The following is a 25,382-nucleotide window of genomic DNA, read 5'->3' as shown; positions in this document are numbered from 1 at the left end:
CTTTGATAATAATTATTCATACCATCCTCTTAGTTTAATTAAAATAAATTTTGAACTAACTTTCCGCCGTCAGTTTCAGGGTCCTTGGTGCTTAAATATTCGGAAATATCGACATCTTTTTTATAATAGTCAAGCATGTCCTTGTTTTTTTCAAAGAAATGACTTACGGCTATTTTGAAGAATTCCATACAGACTCTGGCATCGTCCTCGGCTCGGTGGGCATTTACGGCTTGAACGCCGAACTGTGTTGCAAGGTTTTGCAGGGCATAACTTTGCAAGCCCGGCAGGGTTTCTCGTGCAAAGGTTAGGGTGTCAAAAACTTTGTTTGTAAGTTTTGTTTTGCCGCATCTTTCAAGCTCGCAGTTTATAAAGTTTATGTCGAAGCTTGCATTATGGGCTACCAAAACCGTGTTGCGGATAAAGTCCAAAAAGTCTGGTAAAACTTCTGCAAATTTAGGCTGACCTGCAAGCATCTCATCGGTTATCTGATTTACCTTGCCCGCTTCGGGAGGCATTGGTTTTTCAGGGTCAATCAAAACATTGTAGCGGGCGATAACTCCGCGAATGTCGAATTTTACACAGCCGATTTCGACAACTCTTTCTGCCTTGGCCTCCGTGCCCGTTGTTTCGGTATCGAAGGCCGTAAAAACCGCCTTATCATAGACGGCACTGATCCAATCGTAAGAGCTCATTATGCGTTTAGTACACCGTTAAATTCTTTTTCGAATTCGGCAATCTTTTTATCCGATTGTTTTTTAGCTTCTTCAACCGATGAAACAACCTTTTCGGAATGGATTATGTAGATCTTTATCTTGGGTTCGGTGCCGCTGGGCCTTATGCATATTATGGAGCCGTCTTCCAAATAATATTGAAGAACATTGCTCTTAGGTAAAGTAACCTTAGTTTTTTTGGCCGGCTCTAATGGAGAATATTCCGTGCTTTCCTGAATATCCCTGATGGTTTTTACCTTCACGCCGGCGATTTCGCTTAAATTTCTTTCCCGAACTCTTACCATCATGTCCTGCATAATCTTTAAGCCTTCTGCTCCCGGGTATACCATATTGATGGTCTTTTCTCCGTAAAAACCGAATTGAGAAAAGATTTCGTTTAGCCTGTCTAAAAGACTCTTTCCCTTGCTCCTCCAATAGAGGGTCATCTCGGCACAAATTGCAGAAGAGGCAATACCGTCCTTATCTCTTACCTCGGTTCCGAAGTTGTAGCCGAAGCTTTCTTCATAACCGTAAAGATAGGAGTGGGAGCCCGTGCTTACCATTCTTTCGGCAACGCCGCATATCCACTTAAAGCCGGTAAGACATTCTTCGCTTTGCACATTGTAAGAGGCCGCAATCAAATCGCTTAAGGGGGAGGTTACTATCGAGCGTACTATTGCGGCATTTTGAGGCAGTTTATTTTGTTCTTTTAATGTAAGACAGATATAATCCGCAAAGAGGGCTCCCATCTGATTGCCGCTTATAAGCTGCATTTCGCCTGCATCGTTTTTTACTGCACAGGCAAAGCGGTCGGCATCGGGATCTGTGGCCATCAGAATATCGGCTCCTTCCTTTATAGCTAAATCCATGGCCATCTTTAAGGCTTTGGGGTCTTCGGGATTGGGATAGCTTACCGTCGGGAAATTCCCGTCAGGTTCACGCTGCTCGGGAACGCTTATAACATTAAAGCCCATTTCTCCCAGTACCTTTTCTACATGCATAGCTCCCGTTCCGTGAAGGGGAGTGTAAACTATCTTTACCTTGGAAGCCATATTTTTAATAATTTCTTGACGGCTGATTTTCTTTTTAAGCATAGCCCAGTATTTTTCATCGATTTCTTTATCGATTATTACGAGCTTTCCGTTTTTAAGAGCTTCTTCTTCGCTCATCATTTTGATTGAAGAAACCTCGCCTACCTTTTTGATTATCCCTAAATCATGGGGCGGGGTAATCTGGGCTCCGTCCGACCAGTAGGCCTTGTAGCCGTTGTATTCGGGAGGGTTGTGCGAGGCTGTTACTACAATTCCCGTATCGCAGCCGAGTTCCCTTATGGCATAAGAAAGTTCCGGCGTAGGCCTAAGGCTCGAAAAAAGGTAACAGCGGATATTGTTTGCCGCAAAAATAAGAGCAGCCGTTTTTGCAAAAACATCCGAAAAGCGTCTTGAATCGTAGGCAATTACGGCACTTAAAGAGCCGGCCTTAGCCTTCTCAGATTTTGCTTCAATCAGATAATCCGCAAGTCCTTGGGTTGCATTTTTTATTACTAAAGGATTCATGCGGTTTGTGCCGCCCCCTATAATTCCCCTTAAACCTGCCGTTCCGAATTCCAAGTCCCTATAAAAGCGGTCATATAATTCCTTTTCATCATTTTTTTCGATTAAAGCCTTAACCTCTTCTGCGAATTTTACTTCCTTTTCTTCGGAAACATATTTTTTTGCTCTATTTAATATTTCATTTTTATCCATAAAAAGTCCTCCGTTTATAACTTTATAATTATATCACAGTTCAGAGGTTTCCTGCAAGGGTGCGAAAATTCTTGACAAGCTTATAATAAGTACTTCAGTAAATCTGCTTTATTACTTGGATTGTTACAGATACGGAAAAAGAGATTTAACCTCGGCAGAGATAAATTTAGATTGCTTTAAGGCGCTTTGTATTCTTTTTAGAAGCGTATCGGATATATCCTCTTTTTTTATCAACCAGCCTTTATTGATACCGCTTATAATATCTATTGTAGACATAATCTTTGTACGTTTAAAGTCTACAATAGATTTATGCTTTATAAAAGAATGCTCGCCCGGATGTATTATACAGCCTGTATCCTGATTATCAAATTTTAGAGAGGTAACGGATACCACTATTTGCTCGTTATTTTTATCGGAATCGGAGACTATAATACGCAAGTGCCGAAATTCTTGGCCCGATTTAGATTTTTCAGGCTTGCTTAAAAAGGTTGTTTTTTTAGGCATTTAATTCGGATAGTTGAGCAAGGGCAGCTTCTTCTTGAGCAAAAGACTCTTCCTCTTCAATAATAAAAGCTATCTCATCGGGGCTTTTGCCTAGGGCTTGTAGGATAGATTCAATACTTATCGGTAGGGCTGAATCTTTAGGGGCTTTCCATTCCGGGCAGTTTGCATGAGTATATTCGATAAGGTCTGTAAATGTGTAATTATGAAATTTAGAGTCGATACCGTCTAAAACTTCTTTTTCGTAGTCGGATAGTGTATTACAGGGTATCTTATCTGTTAGAGCCACAAGATCGTAAGCGTCTTTTAAAAAACGGCTATTCCATAGATTCTGATCGTTTTGATTGCCTTTATTACGGATAAGATTATATGTATTTGATAATATAGGCCCCGCTTTTAAGGCTGTATAGGTATCGCCCGTAATAGGAGAGCCGGTATCATCATAGGATTGACGATCGGCAAGGTAGAGCATTTTAAGAAGTTTTGTATAATTAAGCCGATACTCATATTTTTTGAGCATATAATTTACAACTTCAATGAGTTTATGTATATTCATAAAATACCCCCTTAGTTTTAATCTAGCACCTAGACTGCTTTTTGTCAATACTTTTTTTACTATTACCATATAAAAACCTTACAAAAAATCGGGAAGATACTTTATCCACTGCCTCAAGGCTGCTGCTTCTTCGATATGGGCTAAGGAAATATTTTTGCTTGACTCGATGTCGGCGATTGTGCGGGATATTTTTAAGAGGGCATGGCTTCCTCGTCCCGAAAGTTTTTTTGAGTCAACAATCACGGAAAAAAATCTTTCCGCCTCGCCGCTCATTTTGCAAACTTCTGCCGTTTCTTGGGGTAAAAGTTTTGCGTTTTCATAAATTATGTTTTGCATTTTTTTCTCCTTATTTGTAAATTTTAATCTTTCCCATTGAATGAGCCTTGCGTTTTTTATTTTTTCTCTCATCGTTTGGGTAGAATATTTTGCCTCCGCCAAAATGTTTTCAGGTTTGGGCGGCATGACCGGAACTCTTATATCGATTCTGTCCAAGAGGGGGGCCGTAAGTTTTTTCCAATATTTTTCGATTTCGTAGGGGAGGCAGGTGCAGACCTTTCCGGGGCTCCCGAAGTTTCCGCAGGGGCATGGGTTAATCGCAAGTAGAAGCTGAAAGCGGGCAGGGAAGGTGCTGCTTCTTCCGGCACGGCTCAATGTTACGCTTCCCGTTTCCAAGGGCGCACGGAGGCTTTGTAAAACGCTTGCCTTAAATTGAGCGGCTTCATCTAAAAAAAGAACGCCCCCGTGAGCGAGGGAAACTTCGCCCGGCATACATTTTCCGGCTCCTCCTATGATGCCCTCCATACTTGCATTTTGAGAAGGCATCCTAAAGGGCGGCCTTTTTAAAAGGCGGGGACTCGGTGCAGATTGGGGCAAGAGGCCTGCGATGCTGTAAATGCGGGTGGTTTCCATTGCCGTTTTTTCGTCCATGTCGGGGAGGAGGAGGGGAAAGCGGCTTAAAGAAAGGGTTTTTCCGCAGCCGGGAGGGCCGTAGGCTATGAGGTTATGTCCTCCTGCCGCCGCTATTTCTAAAGCCCGTATAAGGCCGTCCTGTCCGCGGATATCTTCAAAGCCTTTTACCAAGCCGAGCCCGCTTTTTGAGTCTTTTTGAAAATCGAAATTTTCCGTTTCTTCCGTATCGCTCCATACAAAAAGATGTGCTGCTTCCTTAGCGGGGAAGCTTTCTTTTTTTACCCCCTGAGGCTTTGCATTGAATTTTCCGTTTTCTATTTTGTAGAAAAATTCGAGGGCTTCTATTAAATCGGATACTCCGAATACGTTGATGCCGTCTTCGATGAGGGCCTCGGCCTCGTTTTCTTTTGGAACTATAAAGTATTTGATGCCCTGAGAACGGGCTGCCGAGATAGCTCCTATGAGTCCGCGCACAGGCCTTACCCTGCCTGAAAGCTCAAGCTCGCCCATTATCATCACGGATTCTTCCGCCCTGCCTTCATCTTGAGGAATTATAGTTTGAGCTTTTGCTTTAACCTCTGCCGAATTTTTCTCCGCTTCTTTTGCCGTTAGGACGGCGATGGCAATAGGAAGATCAAAACCGCTCCCTTCTTTTTTTTGATCGGCAGGGCTTAAATTTATCAGTATCCTGCTTACGGGAAATTCAAGTCCCGAATTCCTGATGGCGGCCCTCATCCTATCCCTTGCTTCCTTTACCGCAGAACCCGGGAGCCCCACTATGTCGATAACCGGCAAGCCCCGCCTTAAATCAGCCTCGACCTTAATCAATTCTCCTTCATACCCGAATGACGAAAAACTTAAAATTTCCATTATATACTCCTGTCTTCAATAATAAAACTTTTGTGAGTCTTCTAAAAACTTCAGTTTTTAGAAGATGACTTTCTACTATTATTTTATGAAAAAAATGATTTATGTAGTAAAATTTTGGGAGAAAATTGAAATATTCTTTGCCCCTTGCCCCTTTTTTGTTTTAGTACTATAATGCTTGTAATTATCAATAAAATAGGAGTTTTTTATGCGAAGGGAACATGACTTACTCGGAGAATTGGATATTCCGGAAGATGCTTATTATGGAATTCAAACATTCCGCAGTGTTGAAAATTTTCAAATTACAGGATTAAGGCTCTGTGATTTTCCCGATTTTATTAAGGGTCTTGCTTATACAAAGCAGGCTGCAGCCGAAGCCAACCATGAACTCGGCTATTTAAGCGATGAAGTTTACAAGGCTATGATTCAGGCTTGTAAAGAAGTTGCCGAAGGCAAATTCGATAAGGAATTTGTAGTCGATATGATTCAGGGCGGAGCAGGAACTTCTACCAATATGAATGCAAATGAAGTTATCGCCAACCGCGCAAACGAAATCTTAGGAAAGGCCAAGGGAACTTATTCGCCCTGCCATCCCAATAATCACGTAAACTTTGCTCAATCTACAAACGACGCTTATCCTACAGCTGCAAAGCTCGGCATCTCGTTAAATACACCGGCTCTTATAGATGAACTCAAATCTCTTGTTGCTTCTTTTAGAAAAAAGGCCCAAGAACTTGGAGAAAATATCAAGATGGGAAGAACCCAGCTTCAAGATGCCGTACCCATGACCCTCGGCCAAGAGTTTGAATCCTATGCCGCTTCTTTGGAAAACGAAATTCCTCAGATTCAGTTTGCAAGGGAAAATCTTCACACCATAAACATGGGAGCTACCGCTATCGGAACAGGTATCAACTCGGATCCTAACTATACACCGAAAGTAACCTCTCATCTGGCAAAAATTTCGGGTCTTGATCTAAAGGCTGCAAAAAACATGATAGCTGCCACGAACGATACATCCGACTTTGTAACATATTCTTCACAATTAAAGCGCCTTTCTGCAAAGCTTTCAAAGATATGCAGCGATTTACGCCTTCTTTCTTCGGGCCCCAGAACAGGACTTTACGATATAAGTCTTCCTCCGATGCAGCCCGGTTCTTCTATCATGCCCGGAAAGGTAAACCCGGTTATTCCTGAGGTTGTCAATCAGGTTTGCTACAGGGTTATCGGAAATGATACTGCCGTTATCTTGGCTGCAGAATCAGGCCAGCTTGAACTCAACGTTTTTGAACCCGTTATAATTTATTCTATCTTTGAGTCGATTAAGCTTCTTATAAATGCAATGAAGACTTTGAGGGAACGATGCGTTACGGGCATTGTAGGAAACTATGAGCATTGTAAGGAAAGCGTTCACCGAAGTATCGGCTTGGTTACGGCCTTAAATCCCGTCATCGGTTATGAGGCTTCTTCCGATATTGCAAAGACTGCCTTGCGCGATAACCGCAGCGTTTATGACCTTGTTTTGGAAAGAGGGCTTCTTTCAAAAGAAAAATTGGATGAGGTTTTAAAACCCGAAAACATGACAAAGCCCAGAAAGCTTTAGCTGATATAAAACCTCTAAAAACTTCAGCTTTTTAGAGGTTTTCCTTAGCCTATAATAGTAATCTCGACGCGTCTATTTTGAGAGCGTCCTTCCTCGGTGCCGTTTGGGGAGATTGGCTTTGTTCCGCCGGCACCCTGATAGATAAACTTTTCGGCCGGTATGCCCCTTTTTACAAGTTTTTCGATGACGGTCTTAGCCCTTTCTTGGGACAGAATTTTTTCTTCTTCCGGCTTACCGACATCGGCTGTATGACCTTCCACAAAAAAGAATTCGCTCTCCGATTTTTTTAAAATCTTTGCTATCTCATCAAGCTTTGCTTCTTCTCCTTTTAAAAGAACAGCCCTATCAGGTTCAAATTGAAGATTTTTAAGCCTCAGCATTGTGCCCCGTTTTGTTTTAGTTACCTCAAAATCTTTATTGGGTTTGATTTCCGGCCTTTCTTTTTGCAAAGGAATTTCTTGTGAGGACGTTTTTTTTGAGGCGGCTTCTTGTGAGCGGGTGCCTTGTGCAAGGCCTCCTTGTACAAGGGCATTTCCCGTATAAGAATAAAAATGAAGCAAAAAACCTCGGTGTTTTATTTTTTTTCCGTCCGCATAAAAAAACTCTTCATCTATTTTTTCCCGTATCAAAACGGGCCTATTTATATCATCAAGATAGATGTCCGTCTTTCTTCCGCCTTCCGAGCTCATAAGTTTCTCATCGCCCAGCGTGTCACTGTGTTTGTAGCGGAGTCCAAAGGCTGCTTCTACATGATGAACGCTTTGGCCGTTTAAAATAGTTTTTCCCTTATATTTAAAACCTGCATTTACCGGAATCCTTACAGCCGTTTTTTCAGGCTTGGGTCTTACTACTACGGTACATTTTCCTTTCCAAGTTTTTCCCATGTCATCGGGAGTAAACTCTGTTTCAGGCAAAATCGGAAAATTTCTTAAAAGAGGATAACCCGAATCTTCATCGAAAATTTGAGGCTGGTAAGGATTTTCAATATCTTCTTCATCTTGTTCCGGAATAAATTTAAATGAAATGGGTAAGATCGAATCTATCAGTAAAGCGGCTTTAAGCCCGTCTTTCCTGGTTTTTTGAAGAACAAAGGCTTCTCCCTCGTAAAGATAGGCTTCCTCATTGCCGAGCCTTGTTTCGCTCATATAAAGGCGGGTTTCTCTGGAAGTGAGCCCCACATATTTCCCGTCAATGTAGACGGAGTAATCGGCTCTTTCCGTAATGAGTATTTTGCCTTGGGATAAATTTTCTTGCCCTAAAAGAAGATTTAAACAAAAACTAAAGAGAAAGCAGATTAAAAAAAGTTTTTTTACAAAGGTGCGGTTTTTTGGTTTATAGTAATTTTTAGCTGTCTGAATATTTATCATACTAATAATTATACCACAAGAGATTTCGTTGTTCAATTAAGGAATGCAGGAGTTATGTCTGTGTTAATATCGGAATAATTTACTATTTTTTTTAAATATTTTCTATAAATATAATGAGGAGGGAGAATATAAAAAATTTAGGAGAAAAAAAATGGTAAAAAGATTTGAAGATTTGACATTTACGGATGACTTTATGTTTTGTAAAGCTATGCAAAATCCTGACTTATGTAAAGGACTGATTGAAATGATACTAGCCGATACAATAGGTAAAATTGCATATATTTCGATACAGCATAATCTTAAAAACTATGAACAGGCAAAGTCGGTGAGATTTGATGTTTTAGTGCAGACAGAAAACGGTAATTTATACGATGTTGAAATGCAGGTAAGCAACGAGAAGAATATACCTAAAAGAATGAGGTTTTACCAAGCAGCTATAGACATTTCGTTCTTGGATAAAGGGAATTTCTATAACGATTTAAATGACAGCTTTATAATTTTTATCTGTTTATTTGATGTTATCGGTAAAAATAGACCTGTTTATACTTTTGAAAATATTTGTATAGAAGATAAAAATATATCTTTACAAGACGGAACAAAAAAGGTTATAATAAATTCAGAGGCTTTTAAAAATACCGAAGATAAAGATTTAAAAGAATTTTTAGAATATCTTAAAACAGGTAAGCCAAATAATGAATTTACAAGGAGGATAGAAGAAGTGATACAAACAATAAAAGAAAACGAACAAGCAAGACAAGAATATAGATTAATGTCTACTTTTGAGATGGACGCTAGGTATAAAGGTTTTTCAGAAGGCTTAAAGCAAACGGCTAAAAATATGAAAATGGAAAAGCTGGATATATCTTTAATTAAAAAAATAACCGGTCTTTCCGAATCCGAAATAGAAAAACTGTAAGTTTATCAAGATATTTATTATTAATTCCTCAAATCTTTATCTTATAGAAATTGTTTGTAATAGATAGTAAAATTCTGCACTTGAAATCGGCAGGAAAATATGATAAAATCGCCGTCTTGAGCAATAGGTCTTAAAGCATGGAATACTTTGATGATGATTATTTTGACGACGAAAAAATATACCCCCTGGACCCTAAAACGGTTTCTTCTCTTTTGGAGGAGGATGGACCCCTTGCTTCTTTTTTTGAAAGATACGAAGCCCGTGAGCCGCAGCTTGCTTTAACAAAATCGATTTGCCGCTGTTTTAATGAAGAGGCTATAGGCGTCTTTGAGGCCGGTACCGGGGTAGGGAAGAGCCTTGCTTATCTTTTGCCTGCAATGATGTGGGCAAAACAAAATAAAAAACGCGTTGTAATTTCTACAGGGACTATAAATTTACAGCAGCAGCTCATCGAAAAGGATGTTCTTACTGCAAAGAAAATTTTGGGAAAGGGTTTTCAGGATATGAAGGCTTGCCTTGTAAAGGGGCGGCATAATTTTTTATGCTTACGCCGGATGACTCAGGCATTAAGGGAGAACGATTTTTTTACTGAAGGACAGGAAGAACTTGACAAGATAAAAGAATGGGCAACCGAAACAAAGGACGGCAGCCGCTCGGACCTTGATTTTATGCCGACGGAAAAAGTTTGGTCTACTGTTTGTTCCGAGCCCGATAACTGCCCTATGAATAAGTGCCCTTATTTTTCAGGCTGCTTTGTGATGAAGCTAAAACGCGAAGCGGAAAACTCTTCCATACTGGTTGCTAATCATCACATTTTATTTGCAGACCTTTCAGTTAGGGCAGAAGGCTTCGGCTATCAGGGAACGGCAGTTCTTCCTTCTTACGATAATATAATAATCGATGAAGCTCACGGAATTGAAGACGCTGCACAAAGTTTTTTTTCAAGCGATATTTCCCGCTTTGCCTTGCACAAGCAAATCAACTTACTTTACCGCTTTAGGCGAGGAAAGCAGGCAGGCATTTTAAGCGGCATAGTTTCAATCTCCAAAAAGGCGGAACTTTTTACCGAAATCATAAATCTTCTTGAAGTTGCTGCAGCTTCTTTTAATATTCTTGAAGAACAAGCCTTGCAGGTTCTGCAAACCTATCAGTCAAAAAGCCTCGCACAAACTTCAAGCGATGAAAAGGAAAAGCTCTTATCTTGTGTAGACAATTTTTTTAAAAACATAAACAACCTAAACATAAAACTTGAAAACCTTATTAATGCAGCTGATGGAGAAGAAGATGAAGAAGGCTATATAAGAGAGGGTCTTGTAGTCTTGCGCCGCTTAAAAAAAATGGCTTCCGTAATGGAAAACTTTTTAAACAGCAGCGAATTCCCAAACGATGTTTTTTGGTTTGAAAAAATAAAAACCTCTCAAGGGGAGGCTGTCCGCTTTATTCAGACACCGTTAAATTTGGCACCGATAATGCGGCGTTCGGTTTTTATGCCCATGGCAACGGTCATCTGTGTTTCCGCTACCTTAAAAATCGGAGACGATTTTAACTTTTGGCTTAATAGAAACGGCCTTTATAATTTTACCGAAAAGAAAATTATAAAAGATTTTTTCCCTTCTCCTTTTCCATACGAAAAAAATGTTGTCTTTAATATTCCGACAGATATGCCCATGCCTGATGAAAACAATTTTCAAGATGCCGTAAACGAAACCGTCCTCGCCTTATTGGAAATAACCCAAGGCAAGACCCTTATTTTGTTTACGTCTTATGATTCTCTTCAAAAAACTTGCGAATATGTAAGAGAGCATATTGATGAAAAAATAAAGATTTTAAAACAGGGCGAGGCGGATAGAATGCAGCTTTTATACGAATTTAAAGATGATGTTACAAGCTGCTTATTTGCGACTTCGTCTTTTTGGGCAGGGGTGGACGTTCCGGGAGAATCCCTTTCCCACGTAATTTTGGTAAAACTTCCCTTTGCGGTTCCGACCGAACCCATATTTAAAGCAAGGGCGGACTTAATCGAAAAATCGGGCGGAAATTCATTTATGCAGTTGAGCGTTCCCGAAGCTGTTGTACAATTTAGGCAGGGTTTTGGAAGGCTCATGCGTTCCAATACCGACAGGGGTATAGTTACCGTCTTGGATAAAAGAATTTTAGTAAAGCGTTACGGTTCAATATTTATTCAAAGCATTCCGCAAACAATTCAATGTTTTTCGGAAACAAAAGCCGTATTGAATAAAATAGAAGATTTTTTGTATAATAACTAGATTCAGTTTCATAGGAGAAGAAGATGGGTGCTCTTATTGCGATTTTATGTTGTTTGGTAGCCTTGTCATGGAGGGCTGCGTTGATAGGTGTATGTCATTCCGTTTACAGACGCGGCTGTGATTGGGTTAATAGCGAAGTAATTGTAGGACCTGCTCCGCGCTTATTGTTTGCGATTTTTAAACAATATATCGGTTTTAGGTTTGAAGGAGACTATAGCCTTACGGATCAGCTGCCTGAGCAGTATTTGGTTATATCCAATCATCAAAGTATTTTAGACATAGTGGTTCACATGAACTATTATAACGGAACGCGTCTCCGCTTTGTTGCAAAAGAAGAACTCGGACATAATGTTCCCCTTGTTTCTCCTATGCTTAAAAGCGGAAAACATTGTTTGGTAAAAAGAACGGGGAGCCCGACGCAGGCTATGAAGGCAGTCGATAAATTTGCAGACCATGTTGTAAAAAACAATCTTATTCCCGTTATCTTCCCCGAAGGTTCCCGCTCAAAGGACGGTAATTTAAAAACTTTTCATGCGGCCGGGTTCCGCCGATTTTTAAATGCGGCACCAATGCCTGTAGCAGTCTGTGCCGTTGACGGAGGTTGGAAAATATCTTCGCTGACCCGTATGGCAAAAAACCTAAAAGGCGGCGCATACAGGATTAAACTTTTAAAAATTTATGATGCTCCTAAGACAAAGGAAGAACAGATTAAGATTCTTGAAGAGGGAAAAGCCCTCATACAGGCCCAGCTTGATGAGTGGCGTAAAGCCGATAAAAAATAGGACTTAACCGCTTTAAGTTTTAACCTAGAATTTTATTTGTATAATAGCTTTAAATTTTCCTATCTTTACTTTTTCAAGAGGATGAGCGTATTCCATACCGATATTTGCGGCTGTGCTTATGGTCATATAAAGTTTGCCGTAAACCGACTGATAAATATCGGCCGTGTTTTTTCCTGCGTCTAAAAAGTTAAAGATTGCTCTGTAGCCTGTTGTAATATTGAGCCTGTTAAAAAATATGGGAAGCCATGAACTTCCTGTTTGAATATCATAACTTAAAAGATTGACCTCTCCCTCAAAGCCGAAGCCGTAATTTAATTTTCCCGGACGGATAAGTTTTTTTACGTTTTCATATTCGCTCATATTGGGAAGATAAGATGCCATACCCATCAAAGCCGTGCTGTTAAAAAATCCGTAGCTGCCGGTGTGCGGAAGAGCAAAGGCATTGTACCCGAAATATGAGCTTAAGTTTAATTTAATCGGAATTATCGGAGGTCTAAAAGCTGCGTAAGCTTGAACGGCAAGAGCATTTGTTTTTGAAGGAAAATGGACGCCGTGTTTTAATCCGGCTGCCGCTTGAAGCATTATAAAATCTTTTGTAAAAAAATTCGTGTTTAACTTTTGAGAAGATTTTTGATAAGTATAAACGGCGGATAATTCTTCGGATAGGACGGGGTTCCCTAATTTTTGTTCGTAAAGAGTTTTTGCTCTTTTGTAGGATGAGCCGAAAAAGCTGAAGCCTTCAATAGATAAACCGGCTTTTCCCGAAACATTATGATAAAAAGAATTTAAGGGTAAGAGCAATTCGCTTTCTATGCTGCTTCCGATTTTTCTATATTTAAAGGATTTATTTTCATCATAAAATTTAATCCGGATATCGGCAGGCCTTGTTGCTGCTTTGAGTAAAATGGACGTTTCATAAAAAAAAGGCTTAAAATAAAAAACAGAAAGAGTTTCAAAATATAAAAGATTTGTAGGATCATTCCAATATAATTTTAGACCGATCGGTACGGTTTTGTTTTCTCCTAAAAGTCCCGAAAAATCAATGATGGGCAGGGGAAAGGGTTTATGTATCCATGAAAAATAATTATACTTATCCTTTGTTAAAATATCTGTATTAGGAATTTTTGTTTTTATTTCTTGAGCCGAAATATCGAGCGGTTTTAAAGATGCCTTCCTTTCAGTAAAAAGTGAAGAATCTATTTTATAAAGCGAGTTGTATTTTGTAAAAACTCCGGCATAGATAATTTCATATTCTTTAGTATCTTTTTTTTGCTTTACAACAGGGAAAAAAGTACCGCCGGAAATGTCTTTTTCCAAAACCTTTAACTCATTCGTTTTTAAATTAAAAAAAGCCGACCTGTAAAGATTATCTTTACCCGCCCACGAAAAACTTAAAACAGGTTCTTCTTCCGAATTGTTGCTTTGTAAATATCTTATTGCGGGAAGATGATTTTCGAATTCAAGTTTTTGTATTTTTTTTGAAGCCGTATCGAGTATCAGAATATCGCGGTTTATTCCGTTGGCGGCAATGAGGGCTATTTTGTTTTTGCCTGCAAATACGGGATTGTAAATAGCCGAATAGGGGAGTCCCGGCCCTGCCTTTAAAAGACCGGTCTTGGAAAGACCTTCTTTTTTTTCAAAAGATTCTTGATCGATTAAAACAAGTTCGGAAAACTGACCTTTTATTTCGATTCCGCAAAGCGCTTCCCCGCAAAAGGACGCATACCTTAAAGACAGAAATTCTTTACTTAAAAACTTTTTTTTCTGCATGTCAAAGATGGTTGCCCTATTGTGTTCGCCGTGAGGGGTATTCACCAAATCGCTTACCAAAAGAAATTTTCCGTCTTGCGAAAAACTTAAAAAAGAAAGGGTAGGGTTTGCAGTAAAAAGTTTTTCTTCTTTTCCCGAATCGTCAAAAAATATTACGTTTTTTGTTGTAAAATCAAAACAGGCAAAGCCGTCTTTAGAGCTTGCAATAAGACTAAAACCTCCGGCTTCCTTAATCGGATTTTGAGGACTGAGAGCCTTTTCGGGAAAGTAAATCGATTCTAAAAAATTATTCCAAAGTTTATCAAGTTCCTTGTCAAAAATCTTTTTTGTTTTTCCCTGAGGAAAAGAGGAAAGAGGATTAGCCCAGTATTTTACATAGGTTTCCATTCCGTAAATTTTTTGAAGATATTGGGCAAAGGCTCCGCCGTAAATATAAGGCCAAAGTCCGCCGGGGTAAACATCTCTAGCTCCTGCCGCCTGTTTCCATGAAGGACTTGCATTTTCAAGCCGCCCCTGCATTAGGTGGTGCATTATCAGGGGATCGTTTAGTCTGCCCTGATCGTCTTCCGCACTTTCGTACGAAACGGCAACACCCTCGGTAAAGGACATTGGGAGGAGGGGCAAAAAATATGTGAGTGAAATTGCATGGGTTAATTCATGATAGAGGACTTTTAAGATTATATCGCTTAAATTGCTTAGCTGACCTTCTTCCGGCAAGGTATCAAAAAGAACAATCCGGCGGTACGGAAAAAAGGTATAATAACCGTTTAAGGCTTCCTTTCCGCCTTCAATATAGATGGGCATTCTTTTTGGAATTTTACGGTTTAGTTTTTGAGAAATTTCTTCGGCATAATTGTCCGCATGTTCCGAAATCAAGGCTGCCGTCTTTTCCGATACCGGAGAATAAATTATATCGAAATACTTGGTTTTTTGAACAAAAAGATTTTGAGCATTTAGCTGTATAAATGCACAGGTTAAAAAGGAAATAAAAAAGACGAATTTTATTTTGCATTGCATATTCTGCAATTATGCGTAAAAAAACTTAGGCTGTCAAGTCGAGTACAGCTGCAGGAAGGGGATTTCCGCCATAGCCGATATTTTCGGTTTGTATCATCGTGTTTTTGATTTGATTGTGGTAGTAATCCAAAAGTCCGTCTATTTGGTTTTCGCTTATTTCCGATTCAATTTGAGCTGCTGCAGATTCCGTAAGTTTTGCTTTTTGAGCTTCATTGGTTTTCATGGATACAAGTTGGTCGATTATTGAGTTTAAGATTCTGAGCTTGTCGATACTCATGCCCGATTGGCCCTGAGCTTGAGCAAAACCTGAAACATATTTAAAATGGGCGTAGAGGACTTGGCTTGCCTTGACGGGCACAAAGGCTCTTCCGCCTGCCGAAATCTTAGGCATTGCAATTTGAGAAAGAGCTTGAAGCGGCGAAGTGTTTGAAACCATCTATTCCTCCAAAAAAACTTTTATTTCTATAAAGATTATCGGAATTTTTAGAATTGCCTTTAAGTGAATAAAATTTTATTTTTTCATTAAATTTATTGAAGATTTTGTTCTTTTGTGATAAAATGTACTTATAATTATAATTGTAATGCTTATTTTTTTGGAGAAATTATGTTAAAAAATGAGGGTGTAAACGAGAAGGTCAAATTCTCAATCGGTGCTAAACTGATAACTATTATTTCGATTTTGGTTGTGTTTTCTCTGGGTACTATAACAGGCCTTGTTACATGGTTTGTAGGTGAAGATATTCAAACTATGTCTGAAGAAAGCAACAGGACTGTAAATTTTCAAGCCGGAGCTGCAGCAGAAAAGGAACTTTTGTCGATAAAGGCCAATGCTTTTTTGTTTTTGGATGTTCTTAACTCGACCGAAACAGGGTCAGGCATAGCAAAGCAGACTGCCGATTTTTATTTTGAAAGAAACCCTCAGGTAGCGGCTGTTTTGGTTACCGATGCAAGAATGAATAAGCGTATTTATCGAAAACTCGTTAGTACCAACTTTTTCCTTTCCCGTGAATTGGATTATTCCGCCATCGACGAATTTATCGAAAACGAAATGGATACGGCTATTCAGGCGGAAAAAGGCATCGAGCAGGTTATAAATGCTTCTCCGTTTTTTGGAGAGCCCATCCTTGTTCTTTTTTACCCATATAGGGAAAAGGGCTTGGATCAGGGGTTGGTAATCTTCTTTTCGGCCGAGACCCTATCCGAAAATATAGGTACGGGGAAACTTCAAACAACCTATCTTGTAAATAACTTAGGTGATATTTTAATTCATCCCGATTTTGAGCTTACCAAAAACGGAATAAACATAAGCGATTCAAAACTTTTTATAGAAATGCGCGAAAAAGGCGACATGAACAGGCAAATCCTTTTTACCGACAAGGAAGGGAAAAAACAGTTCGGTGCATACAGAAAAATTTCGATAGCTGATCTTGCAGTTCTTACCACAGCCGAGGCCGATAAGGTTTTGGAACCCGTAGTCAGGTCAACCTTTAAGAATGTTACTTTAGGCATTGCAGTTTTGGCTCTTGCGGTCTTGTTTATCTGGTTTTTCTCCAAATCGATCAGTTCTCCGGTTAAGGCTCTTGCCTCGGCTGCCGGAGAAATAGAGCAGGGCAATTATGAGCTTGATCTAAAGGCTAAGACAAAGGATGAAATAGGCCTTTTAACGAACAGCTTTGTAAGAATGGGTAAGGGCTTGGCTGAAAGAGAAAGACTCAAGGATTCGTTCGGCCGCTTTATAAACAAGGAAATTGCAGAGCTTGCTATGAAGGGTGAGCTTGCACTGGGAGGCGAAACAAAGGAAACAACCATTTTCTTCTCGGATATACGCTCCTTTACGGCAATTTCTGAAAAACTTGAACCGAATGAGGTTGTAGAATTCCTCAACGAATACATGACACAGATGGTAGAGTGCGTAAACGATACCCATGGTGTAGTAGATAAATTTATAGGCGATGCCGTTATGGCTGTTTGGGGTGCTCCTACAAGTGCGGGAAATCCGAGAGAGGATGCTCTTAACTGTATAAGGGCTGCTTTAAGGATGAGAGCCGCCTTAATTATCTTCAATCAAGGAAGAGGAGGCGACAAAAAGCCCATAATCCGCATAGGCTGCGGTATTAACTCTGGCCCTGTAGTTGCAGGTCAGATAGGTTCCAAAAAGAGGATGGAGTACACGGTAATAGGCGATGCCGTAAACTTGGCCTCCCGAACCGAAGCTTTAAATAAGCCTCTCGGAACGGATATTCTTATTACCGAAAACACTTATCGGCTTGTAAAAGATAAGGTCTTGGTTGAAGAAATGCCCTCGGTTACGGTTAAAGGAAAATCAGCTCCTTTAAGAATGTTTGCGGTTATAAATATGCCTGAAGAAACTGACATTCCCGGAGCCGGAGAAAAGGGCCCGAAGACTTTGGCGCAAATTAGAGCAAAATTAGGAATTCCTACTCCCAATTTGAATAAGGTAGATGTAAATGAAGACGAAAAGAAATACAACATTCAAGCCCAAAACAAACAGTAATTTTTTAGATCTTGTTGTGGTCATTGTTTCTCTGGCGGTTATATTTTTTGACTTGTTTTTGTTTGTAAAGGAGCTAAACAGAACATTTGAACGTACGGATACTCCCATAGCGACCATTGAATACAAATACAAAACCGTTCAGCGTAAATTCAACGATAGAGCCGTATGGGATCGTCCCGTTCAAAATTCTTATTTATATAACGGAGATACGATAAGAACCGCAAATGAAGCCTTGGCGACAATTCATTTTTTGGGAAATGAGGATGCAAGCAATGTAGTCGAGGTTGATTCAAACACGATGGTTCAGATTTTTGCGAAAAATGAAGAATCGGAACTTAATTTGAATTCGGGCTCGGTTTCGGCAAAAACGGCAAACAATAATTTACGTTTAAAATCTAATAATGCTGACATAAACATCGAAAAAGGTTCGGTATTGCACGTACAAAAAGGCGATGCTGAAAGTCTTCAGCTTGCGGTAGAAGAAGGTTCCGTTTCCGTTACAGGCAGTAAAACCGGAGAAACCGAAGTTCTTGAAGCCGGTTCAGTTTTACAGCAGGGGCAGGCAGCCAAGTTAGTTATGATAAGCCCGGGTAAAAATACGAGAATCTTAAATCAATCGAGAGATGATTTAGGTGTCGATATTAAGTTTAAGTGGCAATCTTCCTTTCCCAATAATGAAGAAATATTCCTTGAAACTTCCCCTTTGAGCAACTTTAGCGTAGATACTAAAAGATATGATGTCCGAGGTTTAAAAGAATTTACCGTTAAGCATGACAGCGGAGCCTTGCACTGGAGATTGGCGGCTAAGTCAGGGTCTGAAGAAGATGCCGTATCCGGAAAAGTAACGGTTATAAAGGCTCCGGCCCCGGTAAATCTTCTCCCTGAAGCCGAAAAAACCTTTGCATATAATACAAATCCTCCACATATCAGATTTTTATGGGAAGGTAATGAGCTTTCTTCATATTACACGGTTGAAATTGCAGACAATAAGAATATGGAAAATCCCAAAGTGGTAAAGAATTCGAGTACGGAATCTTTTTCGCTTTCGGAGTTGACGGAAGGAACTTGGTATTGGCGTGTTCTTCCAAAATACGGATTCGATTCTTCATTTAAAGCTCAAGCCTCAGAAGTTTCTGTTTTTCGTATAAAAAAGACCGAAGAAGCCGAGAAACCTAAACTTCTTTATATGAAAAAGGTTATGGATACCTCGAAGGGAAAGGGCCTTACCTTTTCATGGAAGCCCAATTTGGATGCGGAAAAATACAGGGTAAAAATAGCCAGAGATAAGGCGATGACCGATGTTCTTATAAACGATATAGTTATAACGAGTTATTTGGATTTAAAAGAAGCTTCAAAAATTTTGCCTAATGGAGAGTATTTTATGACCGTTGCTTCTCTTGATGCAAAAGAGAACGAAATCGGAATAAGTGATGTTGCTTCCTTTATAACTATGGACTCCGAGATTATTTTGCGTGCCGTTTTTCCGCCTAATGATTATTGCTTACTTCAGCCTCTGACAGGAGACACCTTCTTTACATGGAAGAGTAATTTCGATTCGGAGCAGATTTTTCAGGTTTCGGATACCGAAGATTTTAAAAAACTTACAGTTAATAAGTCTGTCAAAGGTTTAGGAATTGATGGAATTGTTTTGCCCGAAGGAAAATGGTATTGGCGCGTATGTACCGAACTGGACGGAAAGCAGTATGTATCGGACGTAAAAAAATTAAACGTTATTCCTCTTCTCGATAAGCCTGAACTGGAAAATGCAAAAAAAAGCATTGTAATAGTGCCCGGACGTAAAAGCAAATTTAACTGGAAACCGGTAGAAGGTGCGGATTACTATCAGGTAAAACTAACGGATAGAATTCCCGGCTCTAAACCTTTTTATGAAGACCTTTATGCTTCAAAAACCGAAATAGAAATTGCTATGGGTAACTTTGAAGACGGAGATTACATATTGAATATACAGGCCTTTGCAAATGCAACATTGACTTCAAGCCGAAAATTTGGAAAGTCTCAGGCACACGGCTTTAGTGCAAAACATTTGAGGCCTGTAGAGCTGTTAAAACCTACCGAAGGTGCAAAGATTGACGGTATAGAAGCCGCTCTTAATCCTTCTCAGGCAGAGTGGTCCTCCGTTCATCCGCCTTTAGGTGTCGAATTTATTTTGGAAAAGGTAGGCGTACGCGCTCCCGTTTTTGCTTTAAAAGATGCGGGGTATAAGGTGCAGCTTCCGCCTTTAGTATCAGGAAAATACCGCTGGAAGGTTATAGCCGAAACCGAAGACGGCTTCGATATTTCGTCGGAAAAATATTCCGCATTTACGGTTTTGCCCATACCGCCACTTCCAAAGACAAAGTTTGTATTCCCGGGAGAAAAAGAAGTCTTAGGCATTCCCTTCTTTTCTTCACATCGAAGTATAGTCTTTAAGTGGAAGCCTGTTGATAAGGCAACTCATTATGTTATGAAATTGTATAATGAGAAAAACAAAGTAATTGCAAGCACCGAAATTAAAGCGAAATCGGGAGCAGAGGATCTTGTTTATGAATTTAAAGATTTAAGCAGATTATCGCGCGGTGCATTTTTTATAGAAGTTATTGCGGAACGGCGTTTGGACAGCGGATTGGTTTTTCAAACCGGAACCCCTTCAAGGAAACGCTTTGACATCGATTTACCTAAAAAAGATAATGTAGAAACTGATGAAACGGGAGTCCTTTATGGAAGATAAAAGAATATTTACCAGGAATTTAGTGATTTTATTTTTGCTGCTTTTGTTCCCTTTGGGAGCTTTTGCTCAAAAGGTTGAAGATAAAAATCAAAATGCTGAAAAAAATAATGAAGTAAAGAAAAATTATATTATTGAAACGGAAGGGAAAAAAGCGGTTTTTTATCAAACGCTTTCTTGGGAAAATGTAGAAGGTATTTTGCATTTTGAATTCGAGCTTGAAAAAAAAGAAAAAAACGGCAAGTGGGTTATTATAGATAAAAAGAAATTAAAGAAAAATTCTCTTGATGTTTCCTTACCTGCCGGAAAGTACCGATACAGGATAAAGGTTATAAACCTTCTCGGTCAGGTGGATGCGGTAAGTGCAGACCGTTATTTTGACATTCTTGTGGCCTATCAGCCTGAAACTTCTTCCGTTTCTCCTGCTGCAATATATTTTGATGAAGAATATAGTGATGTTGTAAGTCTTTCAGGCAAGAATTTTAGGGAAGAAACCACCTTTGCTCTTCAAAAAGAAGGTGGAGCTCCCATTTTCGGCAAAATTGTAGAGATAAGTCCTGACGGAACTAAGGCAAAAATAAGTTTTAATATGTTGAGAATCAATCCGGGGCAATATGAATTTGTTGTTACCGACCCAAGCGGTTTAAAAGATTCAAAACAGAAAATGACATTTAAATTTCAAAAACCTATTGATATTTATCTGTCAGGCGGCTATGCCTTTAACGGCTTTGCAGGGAACAAGCTTTTTAAAGAATACTTTGGAAAAAATTTTGCCGCCTTAAGCGGTATTTTAAGGTTCAGCTTTGTGCCGATAAAGCGTTCTTATGGAAATTTCGGCTTTAACTTTACCGGTTCGGGAATGTACTTAAGAAAAAAAGACTCGGATTATACCCTGTCTGCAGGTCTCCTTTTAACCGGTATACAGGCCGTCTACATGAAACCTATAATAAGGCATCGTCTCAATTTTGATGCTCACCTGGGTTTCGGCACTGCATTTGTAGTAAATACACAATTTGTTTTTCCCGAGTTTAAAAGCCCAAAATCATGGTATTGGGGTTTGACAATGAATTTAGGAACAGCCTTACAAGTTTATGTTTATAAAAAATTATATATCGAAGTAAATCTCGATCATATAATTCCGTTTAGAACAGGTTTCCCCAAATATATAGTACAGCCGTCTCTTTCCGTAGGGTGGGAATTCTAGTATTGGAGCTTTTTATGAAAAAAATTTTAGAGATTTTAATAATTTCAGCGGTATTGCTGACAACGGCCATTGTATTTACAAGCTGTAAACAATTTATAGACAATCCTGAAGAATTCTTAGGTTACTGGTCGAGCGAAGTCGTTCCTACAGGATTCAGTATTGATAAGCCCTATCAAATAAGTAATGACGGAGCACTGTGCATACCGTCGGATTCGCCTGTAACGACGCTTACGATTAAACTGCATAACCCGAGAAAATTCAGCTTAATTACGCCTACATCAATGTCCTCAGCAGCAGACGTGCAGAAGATTATAAATTTTCCCGGGCTTTTAACACAGCCGGCATACAACACGGACTACACTTTAGAGCAGACACCTGACAAAACGGCATTGAAGCTCACGTACAATTCAGCCTTTTTAAAAAATCACGAGTGGGGTACGGGTAACATAAGCCCCGAAATTACCCTCACTTCCACAGACGGTAGACCATTCAATAAGAAGTTCAGTCTGAACCTAAAGGCGGACACAGCGCCTAAACTCAGTTCTTCCATAACAATCGGTAAAACGGCAAACCCTATAGGCGGTAAGTATTATTACGTTATTATACTGAAAGCCGAAGATATGGCCGAAACGGCGGGTACCGGATCTTCTGCCGGAAAGCGACAGAAGGACATTGAAGAGCTGTCCGTAACAGGTGGTGATTCGGCTGCGATAGCGTTTACATCGGGAAATACAGCCTTTGAACCAAGCGGCCGACTGCTTGCTTCAACCGAAGTTGTTCATCTTTCAGGTGATGAGACTTCGCCGGCAGTTCCCTCATGGAATCCTGCTCTCAATAACGATTCTTGGGCATTGCGTTATAGAACGGATACGGAAGTAAAGACTGCAAGAAAAAACTATACATTCACTCTCATAGATGAAGCAGGCTTAAAATCTTCTGACATTCACGTATCAACCCCTGCAACGAAGGCGGAAGCTGCAAAGCTCTCCTATAATTCAAATGACATATCTATACAAGCCGGTAACCCAAGCAGTCCGTATCTAATAAGTACAGAATCGTCGATTACAGTTAAGGCAAAAACGGAAACAACCGGTGCAACAATAAGGGGTACACTCTTCAAGAAAGAATCAAGCACATGGCGATTTCTTAACGACATAGACAGCAGCTCTAATACCGAGGTTGATATAATGTTGACAGCTCCATCTGGTATCGGTTCTGAGATAGAATATCAAATAAGTCTTACTGTAAAAGAAGAAGGCTTTGCTGATAGCGATACAAAAGTTTTTTATGTTAAAGTAAGAAAAGGTACGGTCTTAGAGATTAATAGCACCGATAGCGGTGCATGGACCACGCTTAAAACCGAGGTCGAAAGGTCTAGCGGCGGTCCCGACATAATCAAAATCACCGGCAAAATTAAAGCTCCTTCTGGACCGAATAACCAAATTAATGTAAGTCGAACCGTTAAAATAATGGGCTCTAATAAGAATACCGATATATTGGATGCTGATAATGAAACCTTTATTTTTAATATGGGGCTACAAGGCGTATTGACTCTTGAAAAGCTGACCCTGCAAAAAGGAAAGAATACCGATAGTTCCAGAGGTGGCGGTGCAATCTACTGTGCCGGCGGAGAATTGACAACAGATGATATTATTATCAAAGACTGTACGGCAACAAAGAATGGAGGCGGTATTTATGTACACAACCATGGTAACATTATCTTGATAGATACGGAAATAAAGGGTTGTACCGCAGCGGCAGACGGCGGCGGTGTGTATGTGGGTGAAAACGGTACTTTTAAGATGCATGGCGGCACAATTAAGAATAATACAAGCATTCTGGGAAAAGGCGTTTATGTACAAGGTTCTACAGGCTATCTCATCTCCGACGGTGAGTTTATCATGGGCGGCGAAGCCTGTGTCGGAGAATGGGGAAACGGTACCCTGCAAGACGGAAATGATGTGTATTTAGATGAGGGTAGTGGTTCTCTTGCTCACATAAAAATTGACAAAGGTAAGCCTATAACGAAATCGAAAGCTGCCTGTATTACTCCTGAATCCTATAGTGCCGGCGAAACGGTACTAATGATGTTGGGCGGCAGTACGGATGTAGGGGCTTATAATGATAGGTTCACCGTAACCCCGGAAGATTCAGGCAGCGGCAATACGCAGACATGGTCAATAGATGATAATGGGCAATTAACAAGATATACGAAAGTACGGTATGATCAGTTGGAAGCCTTCCTTACTTCGCCTCAGGCTTCGTCAACCGCAATAAACCGTATCGAAATAACAGGTGAGATACCGCAAAATCACTTTGATGGCAGCAGCTCGGGTTCCGGAGAACTCAACAAAAGGATAAAAAAAGCCGGCTCTAAAAAACTTGCGCTTAAACTGCCCGCCGGCATTTCAGACGTTACTTCGATGGAAAATTGTTTTGCAGGGTGTGGCAACCTTGTTTCTCTGGAGAACATTCCTTCAGGCGTTACAAATATGAAGAACTGTTTTTTGAACTGCACCGGTTTAACCACAGCTCCATCTATTCCTGATGGTGTTATGAATATGGAGGGTTGTTTTAGAGGATGTAACAAATTAATCACAGCTCCTACTATTCCTGATAGTGTTAAGAATATGAAAGAATGTTTTTTGAACTGTACCGGTTTAACCACAATTCCTGGTATTTCGAATAGTGTTACGGATATGGAGAGCTGTTTTAGAGGATGTAAAGAATTAACGACCGGTCCAGATATTCCCTCAAGCGTTACGAATATGAATAATTGTTTTTTGAACTGTATAAAGTTGAAAGGAGTAAAAATTAATCGTGATTATTATGGCTGCAATTTTGCCGATGCTTTTCACGGCTGCTCTGGCTTGAATGCAGGGGGAATAAAGGTTCCTTCAATTTATCTTCAAAACTATAAGGATAATGCGGGCACTATGGGAACAAGTGCTAATAAGTTTTCTGCAATAACACCTTAATTAAACCTGGTGTAGTAGTAATGCTTAATTAGGAAGCTGTTCCTGGTTAAGCATTACAAATTTTTCAATCTCTTTTTGGAAAGGACTGTTATTTCTTTAATTAAAGCTATATCAACGTTTTTTAGCTTCATAAGTTTAGCTGTTTATTTCTTAGTTTCATAAAAACCTTTATACCATAATATTTGTAGGAATTATTTGAAAAAAATAGTAAATTAGAAAAATATTTTTATAAATTGGATTAAACTAAAAATTTGATAACAATGCGGGTTCTTAGAGGCGCAGCCCATAAGCGGAATTTTGGAGAAAGGAGGGGTTATAGGGGAGGGTAACAACCAACGCAGTTTCAAGGTCAAACACCTTTCTTCCGAAAAAGGGTCTTAGCCTCGAAGCTTTGCCAGCTGTACGCCTTGAAGCTTCGCTGGCTGTACTTCCCCTAATTTACAGTTTTTCAATCTCTTCTTCGGGAAGGCCTGTAACCTGCATAATTTTTTGTATCGAGTCTCCCAACTATTTTAATATTGTAGCTGTTTCTATTGACTTTTGCTTTAAGCCTTCCGAGAAACCTTTATACCTAGCGTCCATTTCAAAAGTAGACATTAATCTATATTCTTGTCTTGCTTGTTCATTTTGTTTTACTGTTTGTATCATTTCTTCTATCCTCCTTGTAAATTCACTCTTTGTTTTGCCTGTTTTAAGATATTCTAAAAATTCCTTTAATTCTTTGTTTTCGGTGTTCTTAAATGCCTCTGCGTTTATTATAACCTCTAAAAGGGGAAGGGGCACCCCCCCGTTCCCTTACGGGCTTTTCAAGTCAGGGCGGTGGTTTTACCTCGAAACTCCGTTGGTTGTGCCACTTCCCCTTTGACCCCATCCCTTTTTACCTTGAAGCTCCGCTGGTTGTACTCGCGCTGCCAAAGGACTTGCAGCCCTTTGGAATCCCGCATTGTTAAATC

General features: G+C 39.8%; 16 protein-coding genes and 1 pseudogene. 8 read left to right on the top strand and 9 right to left on the bottom strand.

What is annotated here, in order from left to right:
- Positions 1-38 precede the first annotated feature (38 nt).
- The 5 genes from TDE_RS09475 to TDE_RS09455 all read right to left on the bottom strand — a co-directional run bounded on the left by TDE_RS09475 (position 39) and on the right by TDE_RS09455 (position 5,291).
- Positions 39-692, bottom strand: coding sequence for a 3'-5' exonuclease (locus tag TDE_RS09475; protein ID WP_002669823.1), 654 nt, complete (start codon positions 690-692; stop codon positions 39-41).
- Positions 692-2,455, bottom strand: a complete 1,764-nt coding sequence (locus TDE_RS09470; RefSeq protein ID WP_002679748.1) for a phospho-sugar mutase — start codon at positions 2,453-2,455, stop codon at positions 692-694. The genes TDE_RS09475 and TDE_RS09470 overlap by 1 nt, the downstream gene beginning before the upstream one ends.
- 123 nt (positions 2,456-2,578) lie before the next feature.
- Entirely contained in the window at positions 2,579-2,959 is a 381-nt protein-coding gene (locus TDE_RS09465; protein WP_002679745.1) for a hypothetical protein, read from the bottom strand.
- Positions 2,952-3,512, bottom strand: coding sequence for a Panacea domain-containing protein (locus TDE_RS09460; protein WP_010957123.1), 561 nt, complete (start codon positions 3,510-3,512; stop codon positions 2,952-2,954). Before TDE_RS09460 ends, TDE_RS09465 begins: the two co-directional genes overlap by 8 nt.
- A gap of 78 nt (positions 3,513-3,590) precedes the next feature.
- Positions 3,591-5,291 carry a YifB family Mg chelatase-like AAA ATPase gene (locus TDE_RS09455; RefSeq protein WP_002679741.1) on the bottom strand — a complete coding sequence of 567 codons (1,701 nt, stop codon included), beginning with the start codon at positions 5,289-5,291 and terminating at the stop codon, positions 3,591-3,593.
- A gap of 205 nt (positions 5,292-5,496) precedes the next feature.
- On the opposite strand from TDE_RS09455, the gene TDE_RS09450 reads away from it, so the two are divergent.
- Entirely contained in the window at positions 5,497-6,888 is a 1,392-nt protein-coding gene (locus TDE_RS09450; RefSeq protein WP_002679739.1) for an aspartate ammonia-lyase, read from the top strand.
- A 44-nt stretch (positions 6,889-6,932) separates the two neighbouring features.
- On the opposite strand, the gene TDE_RS09445 is transcribed toward TDE_RS09450, so the two are convergent.
- Positions 6,933-8,255, bottom strand: coding sequence for an OmpA family protein (locus tag TDE_RS09445; RefSeq protein WP_002679737.1), 1,323 nt, complete (start codon positions 8,253-8,255; stop codon positions 6,933-6,935).
- Between the two features lie 151 nt (positions 8,256-8,406).
- Here TDE_RS09445 and TDE_RS09440 point away from each other — a divergent pair, with 151 nt between their 5' ends.
- The 3 genes from TDE_RS09440 (at position 8,407) to TDE_RS09430 (ending at position 12,220) form a co-directional block, all read left to right on the top strand.
- Positions 8,407-9,171, top strand: coding sequence for an Rpn family recombination-promoting nuclease/putative transposase (locus TDE_RS09440; protein ID WP_002669815.1), 765 nt, complete (start codon positions 8,407-8,409; stop codon positions 9,169-9,171).
- Between the two features lie 137 nt (positions 9,172-9,308).
- Positions 9,309-11,438, top strand: coding sequence for an ATP-dependent DNA helicase (locus TDE_RS09435; RefSeq protein ID WP_002679730.1), 2,130 nt, complete (start codon positions 9,309-9,311; stop codon positions 11,436-11,438).
- A 23-nt stretch (positions 11,439-11,461) separates the two neighbouring features.
- Positions 11,462-12,220, top strand: coding sequence for a lysophospholipid acyltransferase family protein (locus tag TDE_RS09430; protein ID WP_002679729.1), 759 nt, complete (start codon positions 11,462-11,464; stop codon positions 12,218-12,220).
- 24 nt (positions 12,221-12,244) lie between these two features.
- Here the strand turns inward: TDE_RS09430 and TDE_RS09425 are convergent, their stop codons facing one another.
- Both TDE_RS09425 and TDE_RS09420 read right to left on the bottom strand, forming a co-directional pair.
- Positions 12,245-15,007, bottom strand: a complete 2,763-nt coding sequence (locus TDE_RS09425) for a hypothetical protein (RefSeq protein WP_164920601.1) — start codon at positions 15,005-15,007, stop codon at positions 12,245-12,247.
- Between the two features lie 25 nt (positions 15,008-15,032).
- Positions 15,033-15,443 carry a hypothetical protein gene (locus TDE_RS09420; protein WP_002679724.1) on the bottom strand — a complete coding sequence of 137 codons (411 nt, stop codon included), beginning with the start codon at positions 15,441-15,443 and terminating at the stop codon, positions 15,033-15,035.
- 168 nt (positions 15,444-15,611) lie between these two features.
- Between TDE_RS09420 and TDE_RS09415 the strand changes: the two genes are divergently transcribed.
- The 4 genes from TDE_RS09415 to TDE_RS09400 are packed head-to-tail and all read left to right on the top strand — an operon-like array spanning position 15,612 to position 24,429.
- Positions 15,612-17,522, top strand: coding sequence for an adenylate/guanylate cyclase domain-containing protein (locus TDE_RS09415; RefSeq protein ID WP_002679721.1), 1,911 nt, complete (start codon positions 15,612-15,614; stop codon positions 17,520-17,522).
- The gene (locus tag TDE_RS09410; RefSeq protein WP_002679719.1) at positions 17,476-20,250 is read left to right on the top strand and encodes a FecR domain-containing protein; all 2,775 of its coding nucleotides are present in this window, start codon (positions 17,476-17,478) and stop codon (positions 20,248-20,250) included. The genes TDE_RS09415 and TDE_RS09410 overlap by 47 nt, the downstream gene beginning before the upstream one ends.
- Positions 20,240-21,451: a hypothetical protein gene (locus TDE_RS09405; protein WP_010957119.1), complete on the top strand. Its 1,212-nt coding sequence runs from the start codon at positions 20,240-20,242 to the stop codon at positions 21,449-21,451. Before TDE_RS09410 ends, TDE_RS09405 begins: the two co-directional genes overlap by 11 nt.
- Before the next feature lie 14 nt (positions 21,452-21,465).
- Positions 21,466-24,429, top strand: a complete 2,964-nt coding sequence (locus tag TDE_RS09400; RefSeq protein ID WP_002679716.1) for a leucine-rich repeat domain-containing protein — start codon at positions 21,466-21,468, stop codon at positions 24,427-24,429.
- Between the two features lie 438 nt (positions 24,430-24,867).
- On the opposite strand, the pseudogene TDE_RS09395 reads toward TDE_RS09400, so the two are convergent.
- A pseudogene (locus tag TDE_RS09395) lies at positions 24,868-25,194 on the bottom strand (hypothetical protein); the annotation flags it as partial.
- Positions 25,195-25,382 lie beyond the last annotated feature (188 nt).

It is taken from the genome of Treponema denticola ATCC 35405 (assembly GCF_000008185.1).
Classification (GTDB): Bacteria; Spirochaetota; Spirochaetia; order Treponematales; family Treponemataceae; genus Treponema_B; species Treponema_B denticola.
Note: the sequence above shows the minus strand (reverse complement) of the source record. Positions and strands in the feature narration are given on the sequence as shown.